A 16,242-nucleotide genomic window follows, 5' to 3' on the forward strand; every position below is an offset into this window, starting at 1 on the left:
TCGGCGTAAGGTGGGCGCGTGGGTTTGCCTGAGAGGCCTCTCGGGTACACCATGGAAGTCACGGATCGTTCGCGACCGTGCTAACCCGGTCCGACTCCTCCCCCCCCGAGTCGGCCGTGGAGACGACCCCCGCTCTCCCCCCCGGCGGGGGTCGTCGCATGTCCGGGTGGGTTTTCCTGATTGCCGTGCGGCGGCCGCGCCGCGTCCGGGGCGATCGGCCCCGATTCTCGGCACACCGATGATCCATCACGCTGTGTAGTCGCGGCGCTGCTCTGTGGATGTCGCACACCGGGCAGTGCAGAGGTCACCGGTATGGGTGACGGCGATATTCACAGGCGCCGAGTTGTCCACAGTTATCGACCAAGATCCACACGATTTCCGGGATCCCCGCATCGTGATTCCAGCGCGGCCCGCTCGTGGCGAGTTCATGGCCGGGATCTGTTTGTCGGGCGCGTATGGCCGGTTTCCGTCGGCCGTTCATAACGAGAGCCGGTTGCCGGTTCTCCGCACGTTTGGGAAACGCGGGGCCGGACGGGCCCCGCGAGAGGCGCGAGACGCCGCGACAGGGGGAGCTTGTTCATGTCCGGAGCCGTCACACACGATCCGCCGCCGCCCGCGGGAGGGCGACCGGGCGGACCACTGATCATCACCGAGGACGCCGCGCTCCTCGACGACCTGCTGCGCCTGTGCGCGGCGGCCGGCGCCACACCCGAGGTCCATCACGGGGTGCCGGAGCGCGGCGGCGGCTGGGAGGCCGCGCCGCTCGTCCTGGTCGGCGACGACGCCGCCCGGCGCGTACGCGGAGCCGCCCGCAGACGAGGAGTCGTGCTGGTCGGCCACGACCAGGACGACCCCGGGGTCTGGCGCCGCGCCGTCGAGATCGGCGCCGACCACGTCCTGATGCTGCCCGACGGAGAGCAGTGGCTGGTCGACCGCATCGCCGACGTCGCCGAAGGCGTCGGCCGGCCCGCCGTCACCGTCGGCGTGATCGGCGGCCGGGGCGGCGCCGGGGCCTCCACGCTCGCGTGCGCCCTCGCCGTCACCTCCGCGCGTGAGGGACTGCGCACCCTGCTCGTGGACGCCGACCCGCTCGGCGGCGGGCTGGACGTCCTGCTCGGCGGCGAGACGGCCGAAGGGCTGCGCTGGCCGGCGTTCGCCGCCTCCCGCGGACGGGTCGGCGGCGGCGCCCTGGAGGAGTCGCTGCCCGAACTGCACTCGCTGCGGGTCCTCAGCTGGGACCGCGGCGACTGCGTGGCCGTCCCGCCGCAGGCCGTGCGGGCGGTGCTCGCCGCGGCCCGGCGCAGGGGAGGCACGGTCGTCGTCGACCTGCCCCGCCGCGTCGACGACGGGGTCGCCGAGGTCCTCGCCCAGCTCGACGTCGGGCTCCTCGTGGTCCCCGCCGAGCTGCGCGCCGTCGCGGCGGCCGGGCGGGTGGCCTCCGCCGTCGGCATGGTCCTGCGCGATCTGCGGGTGGCGGTACGGGGCCCGTACGCGCCGGGGCTCGACGACCGCGAGGTGGCCCGGCTGCTCGGCCTGCCGCTGGCAGGCGAAGTACCCGTCGAGCCCGGGCTGCTGCGCCCGCAGGGCAGCCGACGCCCGCCGGGAGCGGCGGCCCGGGGTCCGCTCGCGCGGTTCTGCGGTCAGTTCTGGGAGCGGGCGCTGATTGAGGCGGGGGCGGCGTGAGGGCGGGGGTGAGGTGGCGACGGGGCGGGTGGTGCCGGGGTTTGGGCCCAGTGGGTTTCCGTGGGTCGGCAGGACTGGCGAGGTGAAGGGGGTGCGTGGGGTGAGTGGTGGTGCCGGTGGGTTCGTGGCGGTCGGCGGGTTCGGCGGGAACGGCGGTGGTGATGGGTCGAGGGCGGAGGGTCGGCCAAGTGGGGCAGGTGGGCCGGACGGGCCGGGTGGGCCGGGTGGGCCGAGGTGGCCGAGCGGGAGCGTCGGGGCTGACGGGCTTGTGAGGGGCGGGACTCGCGTGGCTTCCGTCGAGCTTGTGGGAGGCGCCGGGATCTCTGTCGGGCTGCTCGACGGAGTTCGGCGGCGGCTCGCCGAGAGCGGGGCCGAGCCGACGCCCGCGCGGGTGGCGCAGGCGCTGCGGGAGCAGGGGCGGGTGCTCGGGGACGCCGAAGTCCTCGGGGCGGCGGAGCAGTTGCGGTCCGAGCTGGTCGGCAGCGGGCCGTTGGAGCCTCTGCTGACCGACCCGCGCGTCACCGACGTGCTGGTGTCGGCGCCCGACCGGGTGTGGGTGGACCGGGGTGGTGGCCTGGAGCTGACCTCCGTCGCGTTCCCGGACGCGGCGGCCGTACGACGGCTCGCGCAGCGCCTGGCCGCCGTGGCCGGACGCCGACTGGACGACGCGCGGCCGTGGGTCGACGCCAGGTTGCCGGACGGAACCCGGCTGCACGCGGTGCTGCCGCCGGTGGCCGTGGGTTGCACGTGCCTGTCGCTGCGGGTCGTACGGCCGCGCGCCTTCACGCTCGGCGAACTCGTCGCGGCGGGCACGGTGCCGCCCGGCGGGGACCGCGTGCTGCGGGCCCTGCTGGATGCCCGGCTGTCGTTCCTCATCAGCGGCGGCACCGGCACGGGCAAGACGACGCTGCTCAGCGCGCTGCTGGGGCTGGTCGGGCCGGGTGAGCGGATCGTGCTCGCCGAGGACTCGGCGGAGCTGCGTCCCGACCATCCCCACGTCGTGCGGCTCGAGGCCAGACCCGCCAACCAGGAGGGCGCGGGGCTGGTCACGCTCGAGGACCTGGTGCGGCAGGCACTGCGGATGCGGCCGGACCGGTTGGTGGTGGGCGAGGTGCGCGGCCCCGAGGTCGTCGATCTCCTGGCCGCCCTGAACACAGGTCATGAAGGCGGGTGCGGCACGGTCCACGCCAACGCCGCCGCCGATGTGCCCGCCCGCCTGGAGGCGCTCGGCACGGCAGCGGGGCTTGACCGGGCCGCCCTGCACAGCCAGTTGGCCGCCGCCCTGTCGGTCGTGCTCCATCTCGTGCGGGACCGCGCCGGGCGGCGGCGGATCGCCGAGGTGCATGTGCTGGAGCGGGACCCGTCAGGGCTCGTGAGGACGGTGCCGGCACTGCGGTGGGGCACGGAGGCCTTCGCGTACGAGCGGGGCTGGGAGCGGCTCAGGGGGCTGCTGGAGAGCGACAGTTGCGAAAGGGGACGGGAGTGACGACGGGGACGGCCGGGGCGACGACGAGCATGGCGGTGGCATGTGCGGCGGCCGCGCTGTGGTTGGCGGGCGGATGGCACCCGGGAACACGGCGGGTTTGGCTGATGCCGGCCGGGGGCGGCGTCGTGGACACCGGACCACCGGGCTGGCGGGAGCTGGCCGATCGGGTGCGAGGGCTCCGCAGGCGGTTGCGCGCCGAGTGGTGGGCGGTGGTGGCCGGGCTGGTTCTCGGGCTGCTGGGGTCGTCGGTGCTGCCGGTCGCCGCGGGGGCGGCCGGGGTGCCCGTGGTGCGGCGGCTGCGGCTGGCCGCGCAGGCACGCCGGGAGCGGGAGCGCCGGGCCGACGCGGTGATCGCGCTGTGCGGTGCGCTCGCCGGTGAGGTACGGGCCGGGCGGCAGCCGGGTGAGGCACTGCTGTGCGCCGCCCGCGATTCCGGTGGGCTCGGGGACGGGCAGGCGACGGTGCTGGCAGCGGCGCGGTTCGGCGGTGACGTACCCGGAGCGCTTGCCACGGCGGCGCGGCAACCGGGCGCCGACGGGCTGCTGGGACTGGCCGCGTGCTGGCGGGTGGCCGTGGACCAGGGCGCGGGGCTGGCCGCCGGACTCGACCGGCTGGAGGCGGCACTGCGCGCCGAACGGGACCAACGCGCGGACCTGCGCGCCCAGTTGGCAGGTGCCCGCGCGACGGCCGTGATGCTCGCCGGACTGCCCGTCCTGGGCCTGCTGCTCGGCACCGCGCTCGGTACCGATCCACTGCACGTGCTGCTGCACACCGGCGCGGGACTCGGATGCCTGGTCGTGGGCGGGGCGCTGGAAGGACTGGGCCTTTGGTGGGCGATGCGGATCGTCCGGGGAGCGGAGGCGGCATGAGCGCGGAAGTTGTCCACAGGCTGGGGGTGGCTGTGGGGACGGCGCTGGCTGTCGCATGGGTCGCGCGTCGGCTGGCGGCGATGCGGAGCGAGCAGCGCATGCGGCGGCGCCTGGCGGTGCTGCCGGCCCCCGGCGCCGGCCGCACCGAACGGCGGCTGCCGGTGCGGGAGGCCGCGCGGCGCGGGATGCCTCTCGTGGGGGCGGTGTGTGCCGGATGGCTGCTGATCGGCGGGGTCGCGGGTGTCGCCGTGGGGTCGGTCGTCGCGGGCGGGTTGTGGCGGTGGCGGCTTCGGCAGGAGGCGGCCGGTACGGCGGCGACGGAACGCGATGCTGCCGAGGCGGCCCGGCAACTGCCGCTCGCCGCGGACCTGCTGGCGGCCTGCATCGCGGCGGGAGCCGGGCCTGTGATCGCCGCGCAGGCCGTCGGAGAGGCGCTCGGCGGCCCCGTGGGGGACGGACTGGCACGCGGGGCGGCCGAGGTCCGGCTCGGCGGTGAACCGGGTGACGCGTGGCGGAGACTGGCCGCCGTGCCGGGCGCCGGACCACTGGCGAGGCTGGTGGAACGGGCCGACGTGTCCGGCCTCCCGGCCGCCGGACCGGTCGCCCGGGTGGCCGCCGAGGCCCGCGCCGACTGGGCACGCACGGCGACGGCACGCGCCAGGCGGGCGGCCGTCATGGTCACGGCACCCGTGGGGCTCTGCTTCCTGCCCGCGTTCGTCACGGTGGGCATCCTGCCCGTGGTCATCGGGCTCGCCGACGGGGTGCTGGGTGGGGGTGGGGGGTGATGCCGGGCCACATAGGGCGATGGGAGTCGGCACGGGCAGTCGGCAATCGGCAGTCGACACCCGACAGGCCACAGCTGACAGCTGCGGCGACAGCAAGACCAAACCAGACCAACAAAGTGAGCAATTCCAATTCACGGGGGTTGTGATGTTTCAGGCGATGCGGGCACGGCTGCGTGCCCTGGTGTGCGGGATGCGTACGGCGCGGCGAAGCGCGGGGAGGGACGGCGGAATGGTCACCTCCGAGTACGCGATGGGGATCGTCGCGGCCGTGGCGTTCGCGGTGGTGCTCTACAAGGTGGTGACGAGCGGGCCGGTCACCGCTGAACTGCAGGACATCGTGAAGCAGGCGCTCAATGCGCGGATGTGAGAGGCGACGGGACTCGGACGGCGGGTTCGTGACGGCGGAAGCGGCCTTGGCACTGCCCGTGCTGGTGATGGTCACCGCGCTGCTGGTGGGAGGGCTCATCGCGATACTCGTGCAGATCCAGTGCGTGGACGCGGCACGGTCGGGCGCGCGGGCGGCGGCCCGGCAGGATTCCGCGGACCAGGTCGAGGAGGTGGTCCGCGGCATCGCACCCCGCGGTGCGACGGTCACGATCAGCCGGGAGGACAGCCAGGTCCGGGTGGTGGTCGTGGCGAGGACGCCGCTGCCGTTCGACCTGCGGGCGGAGGCGGTGGCGGACGCGGAGGAGAGCGTAGGCGCCGGGAATCCGGCGGGGGCCCGGGAAACAGCGGAGGTCCGAGAAACAGCGAGGGCCGGGGAAACAGCGGAGGCCGGAACATGAGCGCGCGACTCCTCGACGGAGGCCGGCACATGAAGGCCCGCTTCTCCGATCGAGGTTCCGCGACCGTCTGGAGCGTCGGCGCGATCGGCGTGCTGTGTGTGGTGTTCGGTGTCGTGCTCGCGCTGGGGCAGGTCGTCGTGGTCCGGCATCGTGCGGCCGGCGGGGCCGATCTCGCGGCGCTCGCGGCGGCGGACCACTGGACGCAGGGCGCGGCGGCAGCGTGCGCCCGGGCGGACCGGGTGGCCCGAGCCCAGGGCACGCGGCTCGCACGGTGCGCGGTGACGGGCGAGATCTCGGACGTCACGGCGACGGCGAGACTGGGACCCTTCACGGCCCGGGCCCGCGCCAGAGCCGGACCTGCGGGGCCGGCGGATTCTGCGGTGCATACGGGTTCTGCGGTGCATGCGGGATCTGCGGCCGGCGCGGACAGAAGCCCGAGCCCGCCCCTTGCCGCCACTACTACGAAATCGTATAGTCCGAAATCTTGAATCCCGAATACGTATCACCTGACGGGTCGGCCGTGCTCGAGCTGCAGCGGGCCACCCACGCCACCCTGCAAGTGCTCGCCGCGGAACTCGTCGACCTCGACCTGACCGCTTCCGAGATCAACGCTCTGGCCAACCTCGCCGACGGCCGCCCCCGCACAGTCTCTGAACTGGGTGCGGCCGCAGGCACCCGGCCGACCACGCTGACCAGCGTGCTGGACCGGCTGGAGCGGCGCGGTCACATCACTCGTGGCACCCGTGCCGGTGACCGGCGTTCCGTACTCATCGAACTGACCCCCACCGGCCGCCTGACTGCCGACACGATTCACAAGACCCTGACCGACCTGGAGCACCGCGCGATCGGTGAGCTTCCCCCCGAGGCAGTCGCCGGATTCCACGCGGTTCTGCGGGCGCTGACGGAGGTGTCCCCATGACCCGGATTAGATCCCAGCCCGACGAGGACAGGATTGCCGCCTTCGACGACCTGATGGCCGAGGCGATGGCGTCCGCCGAGTACTTCGGCCACCGGCAGCACATCCATCTGACCTGGATGGCGGTGCGGAAGTACGGCGTTCCCGCGGCAGTCAGCCTGGTCAGCGAAGGCATTCAGCGCACCGCGCGCTATGAGGGAGCACCCCAGAAGTACCACGCGACCATAAGCCGGGCCTGGGTGGAACTCGTGGGGCATCACATGGCCGAAGACGACGCCGAGACCTTTGCCGCCTTCACCGAGCACCACCCATCCCTGCTCGACAAGCGCCTGCTCACCCGCTTCTACCGCCCCGCGACACTGGCGAGCACGCCCGCTCGGACCGGCTGGGTCCCGCCTGACCTCGCCCCGTTCCCCTGGCAGGAGGCCAACCACTGACAGGCCTGCCCCGGGCCGGCTGCGACGGGCCCACTGCCGACACCGGCGCCTACCGCGCTGAACCCCCGGGAGCCTTCGGCCTCTGCGGCTCCGCCACCCCACCCTCCGGAGCCGGCCGACCCTCCGGCTTGGCCGCCCCACCCCCGGCCGCCACCGCGCCCTCCGCCCCCCGCAACAGCACCGTGAGCAGCCGCACCGCTCCCCGCTTGTGCAGAGGGTCGTTGCCGTTGCCGCACTTGGGGGACTGGATGCAGGACGGGCAGCCGGCGTCGCACTCGCAGGAGGCGATGGCCTGGCGGGTGGCGGTGAGCCACTCGCGGGCGGTGTGGAAGGCACGCTCGGCGAACCCCGCGCCGCCGGGGTGGCCGTCGTAGACGAAGACCGTCGGCAGGAGGGTGTCGGGGTGGAGCGGCACGGACACGCCGCCGATGTCCCAGCGGTCGCAGGTCGCGAAGAGGGGCAGCATGCCGATCGACGCGTGCTCGGCGGCGTGCAGGGCGCCGCCGAGGATCTCGGGGGTGATCCGGGCGGCGTCGAGCTGGTCCTCGGTGACCGTCCACCACACGGCGCGGGTGCGCAGCGTGCGGGGCGGCAGATCGAGCTTGGTCTCGCCCAGCACCTCACCCGTGATCAGACGTCGGCGCAGGAAGGAGACCACTTGGTTGGTGACCTCGACGGAGCCGTAGCACAGGCGCCCGTCGCCCCAGGGGACCTCGATGTCGGTCTCCAGGACGGAGATCGCCGTCGTGTCGCGGGCGACCGTCGAATAGGGCGGAGCGGCCTGTTCGACCAGGGCGACGGAGTCCTCCAGGTCGAGCGAGCGCACCAGGTAGGTGCGGCCCTGGTGGAGGTGGACCGCGCCCTCGTGGACGGTCGCGTGCGCGGCGCCCTCGTCCACCGTGCCCAGCAATCGGCCCGTCCTGGCCTCGACGACCTGGACCGGCCGGCCGCCCTCGCCGCGGATGTCGGTGAGGTCGGCGGCCCGCTCGCGGCGGGTCCAGTGCCAGGCCCTGGTGCGGCGGCGCAGCAGTCTCGCGGCCTCCAGCTGGGGGAGCAGTTCGTCGCAGGCGGGGCCGAACAGTTCCAGGTCGTCGTCGGTCAGCGGCAGCTCCGCGGCGGCGGCGCACAGGTGCGGGGCCAGCACGTACGGGTTGTCGGGGTCGAGGACGGTGGACTCCACGGGCTGCTCGAACAGGGCCTCGGGGTGGTGCACGAGGAACGTGTCCAGGGGGTCGTCGCGGGCGACCAGCACGGCGAGGGCGCCCTGCCCGGAGCGTCCGGCCCGGCCCGCCTGCTGCCACAGGGAGGCGCGGGTGCCCGGGTAGCCGGCGATGACCACGGCGTCCAGGCCGGAGATGTCCACGCCGAGTTCCAGGGCGTTGGTCGCGGCCAGGCCGAGGAGTTCCCCGGAGTGGATGGCGCGTTCCAGGGCGCGGCGCTCCTCGGGGAGGTAGCCGCCGCGGTAGGCCGCGACACGCCGGGCGAGGGAGCGGTCGACCTCGGCGAGGCGTTCCTGGGCGATGACGGAGATCAGCTCGGCGCCGCGCCGGGAGCGGACGAAGGTGACCGAGCGAATGCCCTGCACGGTGAGGTCGGTCAGCAGGTCGGCGGCCTCGGCGGTGGCGGTGCGGCGGACGGGGGCGCCCTTCTCGCCGTGCAGGTCGGTGAGCGGGGGCTCCCACAGGGCGAACACCAGTTCGCCGCGCGGTGAGGCGTCGTCGGCGACTTCGACCACCGGCAGGCCGGTCAGGCGCCGGGCGGCGACCGAGGGTTCGGCGGCCGTCGCGGAGGCCAGCAGGAAGACGGGGCAGGAGCCGTAGCGGGCGCAGAGCCGGCGCAGTCGGCGCAGCACCTGGGCGACGTGCGAGCCGAAGACGCCGCGGTAGGTGTGGCACTCGTCGACGACGACGTACTTCAGCGCCTTCAGGAAGGAGGCCCAGCGGGGATGGGAGGGCAATATGCCGCGGTGCAGCATGTCCGGGTTGGTCAGGACGTAGTTGGCGTACTGGCGGATCCACTCGCGTTCCTCGACGGGCGTGTCGCCGTCGTACACGGCGGCGCGCGCGGAATGGCCGAGACGGTGTGAAAGTTCCTTCACCGATCGGCACTGGTCCGCCGCAAGTGCCTTGGTCGGGGCCAGGTACAGGGCGGTGGCGCCACGGCCGTTCGGGGCCTCGGCGCCGTCCAGGAGGCTGGACAGGACCGGCACGAGATACGCCAGGGACTTGCCCGAGGCGGTGCCGGTGGCGACGACCACCGACTCGCCGTCCAGGGCGTGCTCGGCCGCGCGGGCCTGGTGCTCCCACGGGTGCTCGATGCCCGCTGCCTGCACGGCGGCGACGACCTCGGGCCGGATCCGGTCCGGCCAGACGGCATGGCGCCCCTCGCGCGGGGGCAAGTGCTCCGTATGAGTGATGCGCGAAGCACGGCTCGGCCCGGCGGCGAGCCGGTCCAGAACCGTGCCCGGATGCAGGCGGGAGACGGGGTCCGTCGTGGGGCGATCGGATCGGTGATTCTTGGCCATCGGCTCCGAGTGTGTCACTGGCGTGACGGACAATGGAGTCAAGGCGTCGTGCACGCCTGCCGGTAAGTGATTGAATGCCATCGCGGCTGGCGAACCGTCCCGGGGGCTTCAAGCAGAGGTGCCCGAGGGGCGACCGCTCGATAGCAAGGTGCTGGAGGATCCGTGGACCTGTCCCTGTCGACCCGTACCGTCGGCGATCGTACGGTCGTCGAGGTCGGTGGCGAAATCGACGTATATACCGCGCCCAAGCTGCGCGAGCAGCTGGTCGAGCTGGTGAACGACGGGAGTTTCCACCTCGTCGTCGACATGGAGGGCGTGGACTTCCTCGACTCCACCGGGCTCGGCGTGCTGGTCGGCGGTCTCAAGCGTGTGCGTGCCCACGAGGGCTCGTTGCGCCTGGTCTGCAACCAGGAGCGCATTCTCAAGATCTTCCGCATTACCGGCCTCACCAAGGTGTTCCCGATCCACACCTCGGTCGAGGAAGCGGTGGCGGCCACCGACTGACCACTCCGCCCCGGGCCACGCGCCCGGGGCGCCCGATTCGACCGAAGGGGGCGGGCCGTCGACGGCCCGGTCCTCCGACCGCCCGCCCGTCGCGAGGGGGATGCATGGCCACCGTCGAACTCCGCTTCAGCGCGCTGCCCGAGCACGTCAGGACCGCCCGCCTCGTGGCGGCAGCGGTGGCGCGCAGGGCCGGGGTGGACGAGGCGGTCCTCGACGAGGTACGGCTCGCCGTCGGCGAGGCCTGCAGCCGCGCCGTCGGGCTGCACCAGTCGGGTGGAATCACCGCGCCGGTGCAGGTGGTGCTGATCGAGGAGGAGAAGCAGTTCTCCATCGAGGTCGGCGACGAGGCGCCGCACGCCGTTCCCGGTGAGCGGGCCCCCGGCGACGCGCCGGGCGACGCGGACGTGGAGACCGACGAGGACGAGATGGGCCTCGCCGTCATCAGCGGTCTCGTGGACGACGTGGAGGTCTCCGCCGGAGCGCACGGCGGGCTGATCCGCATGACGTGGCCGACCGACCAGCCGACCGGTGTGCTCCCCTGACGCGGTCCGCCACGTCCCGCTGTACCCCGAAGGGCCCTACTCCGTAGGGCCCCTTTTGCGTGGCAGCCGCCGGGGCCCGCGCCTACAGTGATCCCGAGCGATTCTTTTCGTGAACCCATTCACGATCAGTCGCGCGAAAATTCGATCACGCGACAATGCCCCAAAGGCATTACTCCTTTCGGGTTCGGGAGCCTGGGTCGATCATTTGCCAAAAGGCATGTGAAGGCTGATTCCGCTTACTGCGCACTGTTTTGATCAGGTCCGGCTACCTACAATCCGTCCACATCTTGAGCTCAGCCCAAGCGTCAAGGAGGACGAATGGCGGAGCTTTCTCTCCCCCCTCAGTTGGACCCCCATCAGCTGGACCGGCCCACCACTTTCGCCGCCGCGGTGCTGACGGACGAAAACCGCGTGCTCGTCGTGGTGATCGCCCTCGTCGCCCTGGCGGCACTCGTGGTCGCGGGCGTCCTGGTGCGCCAGGTACTCGCGGCCGACGAGGGCACCGACAGCATGAAGAAGATCGCGGCAGCGATCCAGGAAGGCGCGAACGCCTATCTGGCCCGCCAGCTGCGCACGCTCGGCGTATTCGCCGTGATCGTGTTCTTCCTGCTCATGCTGCTGCCCGCGGACGACTGGAATCAGCGTGCCGGGCGGTCGGTGTTTTTCCTGATCGGCGCGGCGTTCTCGGCGGCCACCGGCTATATCGGCATGTGGCTCGCCGTGCGCAGCAATGTCCGGGTCGCCGCGGCGGCCCGGGAAGCGACACCGGCGGCGGGCGAACCGGAAAAGGATCTCACCCTCGTTTCGCACAAAGCCATGAAGATCGCCTTTCGCACGGGCGGCGTCGTCGGCATGTTCACGGTGGGGCTCGGCCTGCTGGGTGCCTCCTGCGTGGTGCTGGTGTACGCGGCCGACGCGCCGAAGGTGCTCGAGGGCTTCGGGCTCGGCGCGGCGCTGATCGCGATGTTCATGAGGGTCGGTGGCGGCATCTTCACCAAGGCCGCGGACGTCGGCGCCGACCTCGTCGGCAAGGTCGAGAAGGGCATCCCGGAGGACGACCCGCGCAACGCCGCGACCATCGCCGACAACGTGGGCGACAACGTCGGGGACTGCGCGGGCATGGCGGCCGACCTCTTCGAGTCGTACGCCGTGACGCTGGTGGCCGCGCTGATCCTCGGCAAGGTGGCCTTCGGCGACTCGGGGCTGGCGTTCCCGCTGCTCGTGCCGGCGATCGGCGTGCTCACCGCGATGATCGGCATCTTCGCGGTGGCGCCGCGGAGGGCCGACCGCAGCGGCATGAGCGCGATCAACCGGGGCTTCTTCATCTCGGCCGTGATCTCGCTCGTGCTGGTGGCGGTGGCCGTCTACCTCTACCTGCCCGGCACGTACGCGGAGCTGGAGGGGGTCACCGACGCGGTGATCCAGGCCAAGAGCGGCGACCCGCGGGTCCTCGCGCTCGTCGCGGTGGCGATCGGCATCGTGCTGGCCGCGGTGATCCAGCAGCTGACGGGCTACTTCACCGAGACGACCCGGCGGCCGGTCAGGGACATCGGCAAGACCTCGCTCACCGGCCCCGCGACCGTGGTCCTGGCCGGCATCTCGGTCGGCCTCGAATCGGCCGTCTACACCGCCCTGCTGATCGGCCTCGGCGTGTACGGGGCGTTTCTGCTGGGCGGTACGTCGATCATGCTGGCGCTGTTCGCGGTGGCGCTCGCGGGCACCGGCCTGCTCACCACGGTCGGTGTGATCGTCGCGATGGACACCTTCGGACCGGTCTCCGACAACGCGCAGGGCATCGCCGAGATGTCCGGCGACGTCGAGGGCGCCGGCGCGCAGGTGCTCACCGACCTGGACGCGGTTGGCAACACCACCAAGGCCATCACCAAGGGCATCGCGATCGCCACGGCCGTGCTCGCGGCGGCGGCGCTGTTCGGCTCGTACCGTGACGCGATCACGACCGGCGCGCGGGACGTGGGCGAGAAACTCACCGGCGAGGGCGCGCCGATGACCCTGATGATGGACATCTCGCAGCCGAACAACCTCGTCGGCCTGATCGCGGGCGCGGCGGTCGTCTTCCTCTTCTCGGGGCTGGCGATCAACGCGGTGTCGCGGTCGGCGGGTGCCGTGGTCTTCGAGGTCCGCCGGCAGTTCCGCGAGCGGCCCGGGATCATGAACTACACGGAGAAACCGGAGTACGGCAAGGTCGTCGACATCTGCACCCGGGATGCCCTGCGGGAACTCGCCACGCCCGGGCTGCTGGCCGTGCTGGCACCCATCTTCATCGGGTTCACGCTCGGCGTCGGAGCGCTCGGCGCGTTCCTGGCGGGCGCGATCGGCGCGGGCACGCTGATGGCGGTGTTCCTCGCCAACTCCGGTGGCGCCTGGGACAACGCCAAGAAGCTGGTGGAGGACGGCCACCACGGCGGCAAGGGCAGCGAAGCCCACGCGGCGACGGTCATCGGTGACACGGTCGGCGACCCGTTCAAGGACACCGCGGGTCCCGCGATCAACCCGCTGCTGAAGGTGATGAACCTGGTGGCGCTGCTCATCGCCCCGGCGGTCATCAAGTTCTCCTACGGCCCCGACGAGAACATCGGCGTCAGGATCGCGATCGCGGTCCTCGCCCTCGGCGTCGTCGTCGGCGCGGTCTACGTCTCCAAGCGGCGCGGCATCGCCATGGGTGACGAAGACAACGCCGGTTCGGCGCCCAAGTCGGCCGACCCGGCGGTGGTTTCCTAGCGGCCGGGCCGAGGGCGGGGCAAGATCCCAGCTCAAAGGGCGGGCGGGCGGAGCGCGTTGTCGCGTCGCCCGCCCGCGTCCGTGCGTTCACCGTGGTCGTGAGGCTTCTCTCGCTTGGTGCAAATGGCTTCAATAGGGTCATAACGGATGGACGGCATGCGTTTGTCGCCCATCTGGCGTGTATGTTCCGGGGCCGAGAGCCATGGAAGGGACCAATCCGGTGAACAAGAAGCTCGCGGCCGCACTGTCCGGCGGTGCGGTACTGGTACTGGCGCTGACGGGTTGCGGCAGCGACGACAACGACCAGCTGGACTCCTGGGCCAAGCAGGTCTGCGACGCGGTGCAGCCGCAGGCCAAGAAGATCGCGGACGCCAACGCCGCGATCCAGAAGGAGACCTCGGACAACAGCACGCCGGAAGAGGTCCAGAAGACCGACTCCAAAGCCTTCCAGGACATGTCCGACGCCTACAAGGCGATCGGCTCCGCCGTCGACCGGGCCGGTGCGCCGGACGTCGAGAACGGCGAGAAGAAGCAGAAGGACGCGGTGAAGGAGCTCAACGGCATCTCCGCCTCCTACGCCTCCCTGAAGAAGCAGGTCGACGCGCTCGACACCAAGGACCAGGCGAAGTTCGCCGACGGCCTCAAGGACGTCGCCGCCGAGCTGGACAAGCTCAGCAAGAGCGGCAACAACGCCCTGAAGACGCTGGAGGAGGGCGAGGTCGGCAAGGCCATGGGCAAGCAGCCCAGCTGCAAGTCGGCCACCGCGTCGGCCTCCGCCACCAAGAGCTGACCTCCCGTCGGCGCCCCCTCGGCTCCCCGGCACGCGCGTGTGCGGGGAGCCGACGCGCACGCGCGCGATGTCGGTGGGAGCGGACACAATGGGTGCGTGAGTAACGCCACCCTGTCCCCGCTGCCCTCCGCCGACCGACCCGAGACCGCCGCCCGGCTCCGCGACGCCCTGCTCGCGGCCTCCTTCACCGCCGACGGACTGCTCGACCTGCTCGGCGCCCCCGCGTACGCGGCGCTGGCGCGCAGCGAGACCGTGCCCGCGCTCCGGGCGACCCGCGGGGACTCGCCGCTGGAGATGCTCGTCCGGCTGTTCCTGCTCCAGCAGCCGGTGCCGCACGCGCGCGTGGCGGACGCCCTGCCCGTCGACGCCTGCCTGGAAGCCGGCTGGCTGGTGCGCACGGGCGGCGACGAGATCGCCGCGACCGTGGACGTACGGCCGTACGGCGGGCCCGGCGGCGAGGACTGGTTCATCGTGTCCGACCTCGGCTGCGCCGTCGGCGGCGCGGGCGGCATCGGCAGCCGCGACGAGGGCGTCGTCCTCGGCGTCGGCGGCGCCTCCACGACGCTGGCCGGCATCACCGTGCGTACGCCCGTCGCCGCCGCGCTCGATCTCGGCACCGGGTCCGGCATCCAGGCGCTGCACGCCTCCCGGCACGCCACGCGCGTGACGGCGACGGACGTGAACCCGCGCGCCCTGCACATCACCGCGCTCACACTGGCGCTGTCCGGCGCCCCGGCCGTCGATCTGCGCGAGGGCTCGCTGTTCGAGCCGGTCCGGCAGGACGAGACGTACGACCTGATCGTGTCGAACCCGCCGTTCGTGATCTCGCCCGGCGCCCGGCTGACCTACCGCGACGGCGGGATGGGCGGGGACGATCTGTGCCGCACGCTCGTTCAGCAGGCGGGGGAGCGGCTGACCGAGGGCGGGTTCGCGCAGTTCCTCGCCAACTGGCAGCACGTCGAGGGGGAGGACTGGCAGGACAGACTCAGGTCATGGGTGCCGCGCGGCTGCGACGCCTGGATCGTGAAGCGCGAGGTGCAGGACGTCACGCAGTACGCCGAGCTGTGGCTCAGGGACGCCGGGGACCACCGGGCCGACCCGGTCGAGTACCAGGCGCGGTACGACGCGTGGCTGGACGAGTTCGAGGCGCGCAAGGTGAAGGCGGTGGGGTTCGGATGGATCACGCTGCGCAGGACCGGCTCCGCCGTGCCGTCGGTCACCGCCGAGGAGTGGCCGCACCCGGTCGAGCAGCCGCTCGGCGACGCGGTGCGGGCGTACTTCTCCCGCCTCGACTACCTGCGCACGCACGACGACGCGGCGCTGCTCGAACAGCACTTCAGGCTCGCCGAAGAGATCGTGCAGGAGCAGGTCGGGCTGCCCGGGGCCGAGGACCCGGAGCACGTCGTGCTGCGGCAGAACCGCGGCATGCGCCGGGCCACCAAGGTCGACACGGTCGGCGCGGGCTTCGCGGGCGTCTGCGACGGCTCGATGAGCGCGGGCCGCATCCTGGACGCCATCGCCCAGCTGCTCGGCGAGGACCCGGTGCTGCTGCGCGACCGCACGCCCGCGCAGATCCGGCTGCTGGTGGAGCAGGGGTTCCTGGAGCCGGTGGGGTGACGTCCGCGCTCCGTGACCCCGGGGCGTGAGCCGCGGTGGTGCCCAGGGGCCGTGACCGGGCGGGCTCCGGCGCGGGCCGCGAGACGGCGAATTCACGCCGACCTGAACATGTGGCCGAAGTGATACCCGCGACACGGGAGCCGGACGGGAGTGACCGGCATCTCGTCCCGGGGAGGATCGTCCGGCGCCGCGGGCCGGACGGAGACGGGCGGAGCCGGGACACGCCGGGGCCGCGTTCACCTCAGGTTCGCCTCTGTGCCGCCCGCGCGTGTCAGTCTCGCGTCACTGGGGACCCGCGGTCGGGAGAAAAGGGGCGCTGAAGCCATGGAGAGCGGACCGGCGATCTTCTCGGGACTCGTGTTCGCCCTGTTCGGGGGCGGTCTCGCGGTGTGGACCGGCACCCGGCTGCGACAGCGCCGCCCCGTGGCGGACGGTGTGAGTCCCGTCGCATCGGCGGCCGTCGCGGGCGTCGCCGCCCTGCTCGCGCTCGCTGTCGGAACGTGGTGCTTCACCCGCGTCTGAGCGGCGCCGGCTCCCGCACCCGGGGAGCGGAGCGGATCTTCGA

16 protein-coding genes are annotated in these 16,242 nt (G+C 72.6%); 15 read left to right on the forward strand and 1 reads right to left on the reverse strand.

The window, feature by feature from the left end; genetic code table 11:
• Positions 1-579: 579 nt before the first annotated feature.
• From ssd to AB0M97_RS19745, 9 genes are all read left to right on the forward strand, one after another.
• On the forward strand, positions 580-1,683 hold the full coding sequence (ssd, locus tag AB0M97_RS19705) for a septum site-determining protein Ssd (protein ID WP_365962178.1): 1,104 nt from the start codon (positions 580-582) through the stop codon (positions 1,681-1,683).
• Positions 1,684-1,987: 304 nt separating this feature from the next.
• Positions 1,988-3,169 (forward strand): TadA family conjugal transfer-associated ATPase, encoded by a 1,182-nt coding sequence (locus tag AB0M97_RS19710; protein WP_365962248.1) that lies wholly within the window; start codon positions 1,988-1,990, stop codon positions 3,167-3,169.
• 29 nt (positions 3,170-3,198) lie between these two features.
• Positions 3,199-4,038, forward strand: a complete 840-nt coding sequence (locus tag AB0M97_RS19715) for a type II secretion system F family protein (RefSeq protein WP_365962249.1) — start codon at positions 3,199-3,201, stop codon at positions 4,036-4,038.
• Positions 4,035-4,823 carry a type II secretion system F family protein gene (locus AB0M97_RS19720; protein WP_365962179.1) on the forward strand — a complete coding sequence of 263 codons (789 nt, stop codon included), beginning with the start codon at positions 4,035-4,037 and terminating at the stop codon, positions 4,821-4,823. Before AB0M97_RS19715 ends, AB0M97_RS19720 begins: the two co-directional genes overlap by 4 nt.
• 145 nt (positions 4,824-4,968) lie before the next feature.
• A complete protein-coding gene (locus tag AB0M97_RS19725; protein ID WP_365962250.1) occupies positions 4,969-5,190 on the forward strand; it encodes a DUF4244 domain-containing protein in 222 nt (73 codons plus the stop codon).
• The gene (locus AB0M97_RS19730; protein ID WP_365962180.1) at positions 5,177-5,608 is read left to right on the forward strand and encodes a TadE family type IV pilus minor pilin; all 432 of its coding nucleotides are present in this window, start codon (positions 5,177-5,179) and stop codon (positions 5,606-5,608) included. Before AB0M97_RS19725 ends, AB0M97_RS19730 begins: the two co-directional genes overlap by 14 nt.
• A gap of 29 nt (positions 5,609-5,637) precedes the next feature.
• Positions 5,638-6,096, forward strand: a complete 459-nt coding sequence (locus AB0M97_RS19735; RefSeq protein WP_365962251.1) for an Rv3654c family TadE-like protein — start codon at positions 5,638-5,640, stop codon at positions 6,094-6,096.
• A 32-nt stretch (positions 6,097-6,128) separates the two neighbouring features.
• Positions 6,129-6,527, forward strand: a complete 399-nt coding sequence (locus AB0M97_RS19740; RefSeq protein ID WP_365962181.1) for a MarR family transcriptional regulator — start codon at positions 6,129-6,131, stop codon at positions 6,525-6,527.
• A complete protein-coding gene (locus tag AB0M97_RS19745; protein WP_365962182.1) occupies positions 6,524-6,961 on the forward strand; it encodes a hypothetical protein in 438 nt (145 codons plus the stop codon). Before AB0M97_RS19740 ends, AB0M97_RS19745 begins: the two co-directional genes overlap by 4 nt.
• 49 nt (positions 6,962-7,010) lie before the next feature.
• On the opposite strand, the gene AB0M97_RS19750 is transcribed toward AB0M97_RS19745, so the two are convergent.
• Entirely contained in the window at positions 7,011-9,566 is a 2,556-nt protein-coding gene (locus tag AB0M97_RS19750; protein WP_365962183.1) for a DEAD/DEAH box helicase, read from the reverse strand.
• Positions 9,567-9,647: 81 nt separating this feature from the next.
• Between AB0M97_RS19750 and bldG the strand changes: the two genes are divergently transcribed.
• The 6 genes from bldG (at position 9,648) to AB0M97_RS19780 (ending at position 16,199) form a co-directional block, all read left to right on the forward strand.
• Positions 9,648-9,989, forward strand: a complete 342-nt coding sequence (gene bldG, locus AB0M97_RS19755) for an anti-sigma factor antagonist BldG (RefSeq protein ID WP_003975386.1) — start codon at positions 9,648-9,650, stop codon at positions 9,987-9,989.
• A 104-nt stretch (positions 9,990-10,093) separates the two neighbouring features.
• The gene (locus AB0M97_RS19760; RefSeq protein ID WP_365962184.1) at positions 10,094-10,531 is read left to right on the forward strand and encodes an ATP-binding protein; all 438 of its coding nucleotides are present in this window, start codon (positions 10,094-10,096) and stop codon (positions 10,529-10,531) included.
• Between the two features lie 318 nt (positions 10,532-10,849).
• Positions 10,850-13,270, forward strand: a complete 2,421-nt coding sequence (locus AB0M97_RS19765) for a sodium-translocating pyrophosphatase (protein WP_365962185.1) — start codon at positions 10,850-10,852, stop codon at positions 13,268-13,270.
• 202 nt (positions 13,271-13,472) lie between these two features.
• Complete coding sequence (locus AB0M97_RS19770; RefSeq protein WP_365962186.1) at positions 13,473-14,060, forward strand: small secreted protein; 588 nt, start codon at positions 13,473-13,475, stop codon at positions 14,058-14,060.
• Positions 14,061-14,156: 96 nt separating this feature from the next.
• Positions 14,157-15,677 carry a class I SAM-dependent methyltransferase gene (locus AB0M97_RS19775; protein ID WP_365962187.1) on the forward strand — a complete coding sequence of 507 codons (1,521 nt, stop codon included), beginning with the start codon at positions 14,157-14,159 and terminating at the stop codon, positions 15,675-15,677.
• 324 nt (positions 15,678-16,001) lie between these two features.
• A complete protein-coding gene (locus tag AB0M97_RS19780) occupies positions 16,002-16,199 on the forward strand; it encodes a hypothetical protein (protein ID WP_365962188.1) in 198 nt (65 codons plus the stop codon).
• The last annotated feature ends 43 nt before the right edge of the window (positions 16,200-16,242 follow it).

Source organism: Streptomyces sp. NPDC051207 (assembly GCF_040682395.1).
Classification (GTDB): Bacteria; Actinomycetota; Actinomycetes; order Streptomycetales; family Streptomycetaceae; genus Streptomyces.

What these genes read in the sequence shown, in the direction of transcription:
- AB0M97_RS19770 (WP_365962186.1), top strand. Translation starts at nt 13,473, where the DNA reads ATGGAAGGGACCAATCCGGTGAACAAGAAGCTCGCGGCCGCACTGTCC.
- AB0M97_RS19765 (WP_365962185.1), top strand. Translation starts at nt 10,850, where the DNA reads ATGGCGGAGCTTTCTCTCCCCCCTCAGTTGGACCCCCATCAGCTGGAC.
- AB0M97_RS19730 (WP_365962180.1), top strand. Translation starts at nt 5,177, where the DNA reads ATGCGCGGATGTGAGAGGCGACGGGACTCGGACGGCGGGTTCGTGACG.
- AB0M97_RS19750 (WP_365962183.1), bottom strand. Translation starts at nt 9,566, where the DNA reads ATGGCATTCAATCACTTACCGGCAGGCGTGCACGACGCCTTGACTCCA.
- ssd (WP_365962178.1), top strand. Translation starts at nt 580, where the DNA reads ATGTCCGGAGCCGTCACACACGATCCGCCGCCGCCCGCGGGAGGGCGA.
- AB0M97_RS19735 (WP_365962251.1), top strand. Translation starts at nt 5,638, where the DNA reads ATGAAGGCCCGCTTCTCCGATCGAGGTTCCGCGACCGTCTGGAGCGTC.
- AB0M97_RS19725 (WP_365962250.1), top strand. Translation starts at nt 4,969, where the DNA reads ATGTTTCAGGCGATGCGGGCACGGCTGCGTGCCCTGGTGTGCGGGATG.
- AB0M97_RS19780 (WP_365962188.1), top strand. Translation starts at nt 16,002, where the DNA reads ATGGAGAGCGGACCGGCGATCTTCTCGGGACTCGTGTTCGCCCTGTTC.
- AB0M97_RS19760 (WP_365962184.1), top strand. Translation starts at nt 10,094, where the DNA reads ATGGCCACCGTCGAACTCCGCTTCAGCGCGCTGCCCGAGCACGTCAGG.
- AB0M97_RS19720 (WP_365962179.1), top strand. Translation starts at nt 4,035, where the DNA reads ATGAGCGCGGAAGTTGTCCACAGGCTGGGGGTGGCTGTGGGGACGGCG.
- AB0M97_RS19715 (WP_365962249.1), top strand. Translation starts at nt 3,199, where the DNA reads ATGGCGGTGGCATGTGCGGCGGCCGCGCTGTGGTTGGCGGGCGGATGG.
- AB0M97_RS19745 (WP_365962182.1), top strand. Translation starts at nt 6,524, where the DNA reads ATGACCCGGATTAGATCCCAGCCCGACGAGGACAGGATTGCCGCCTTC.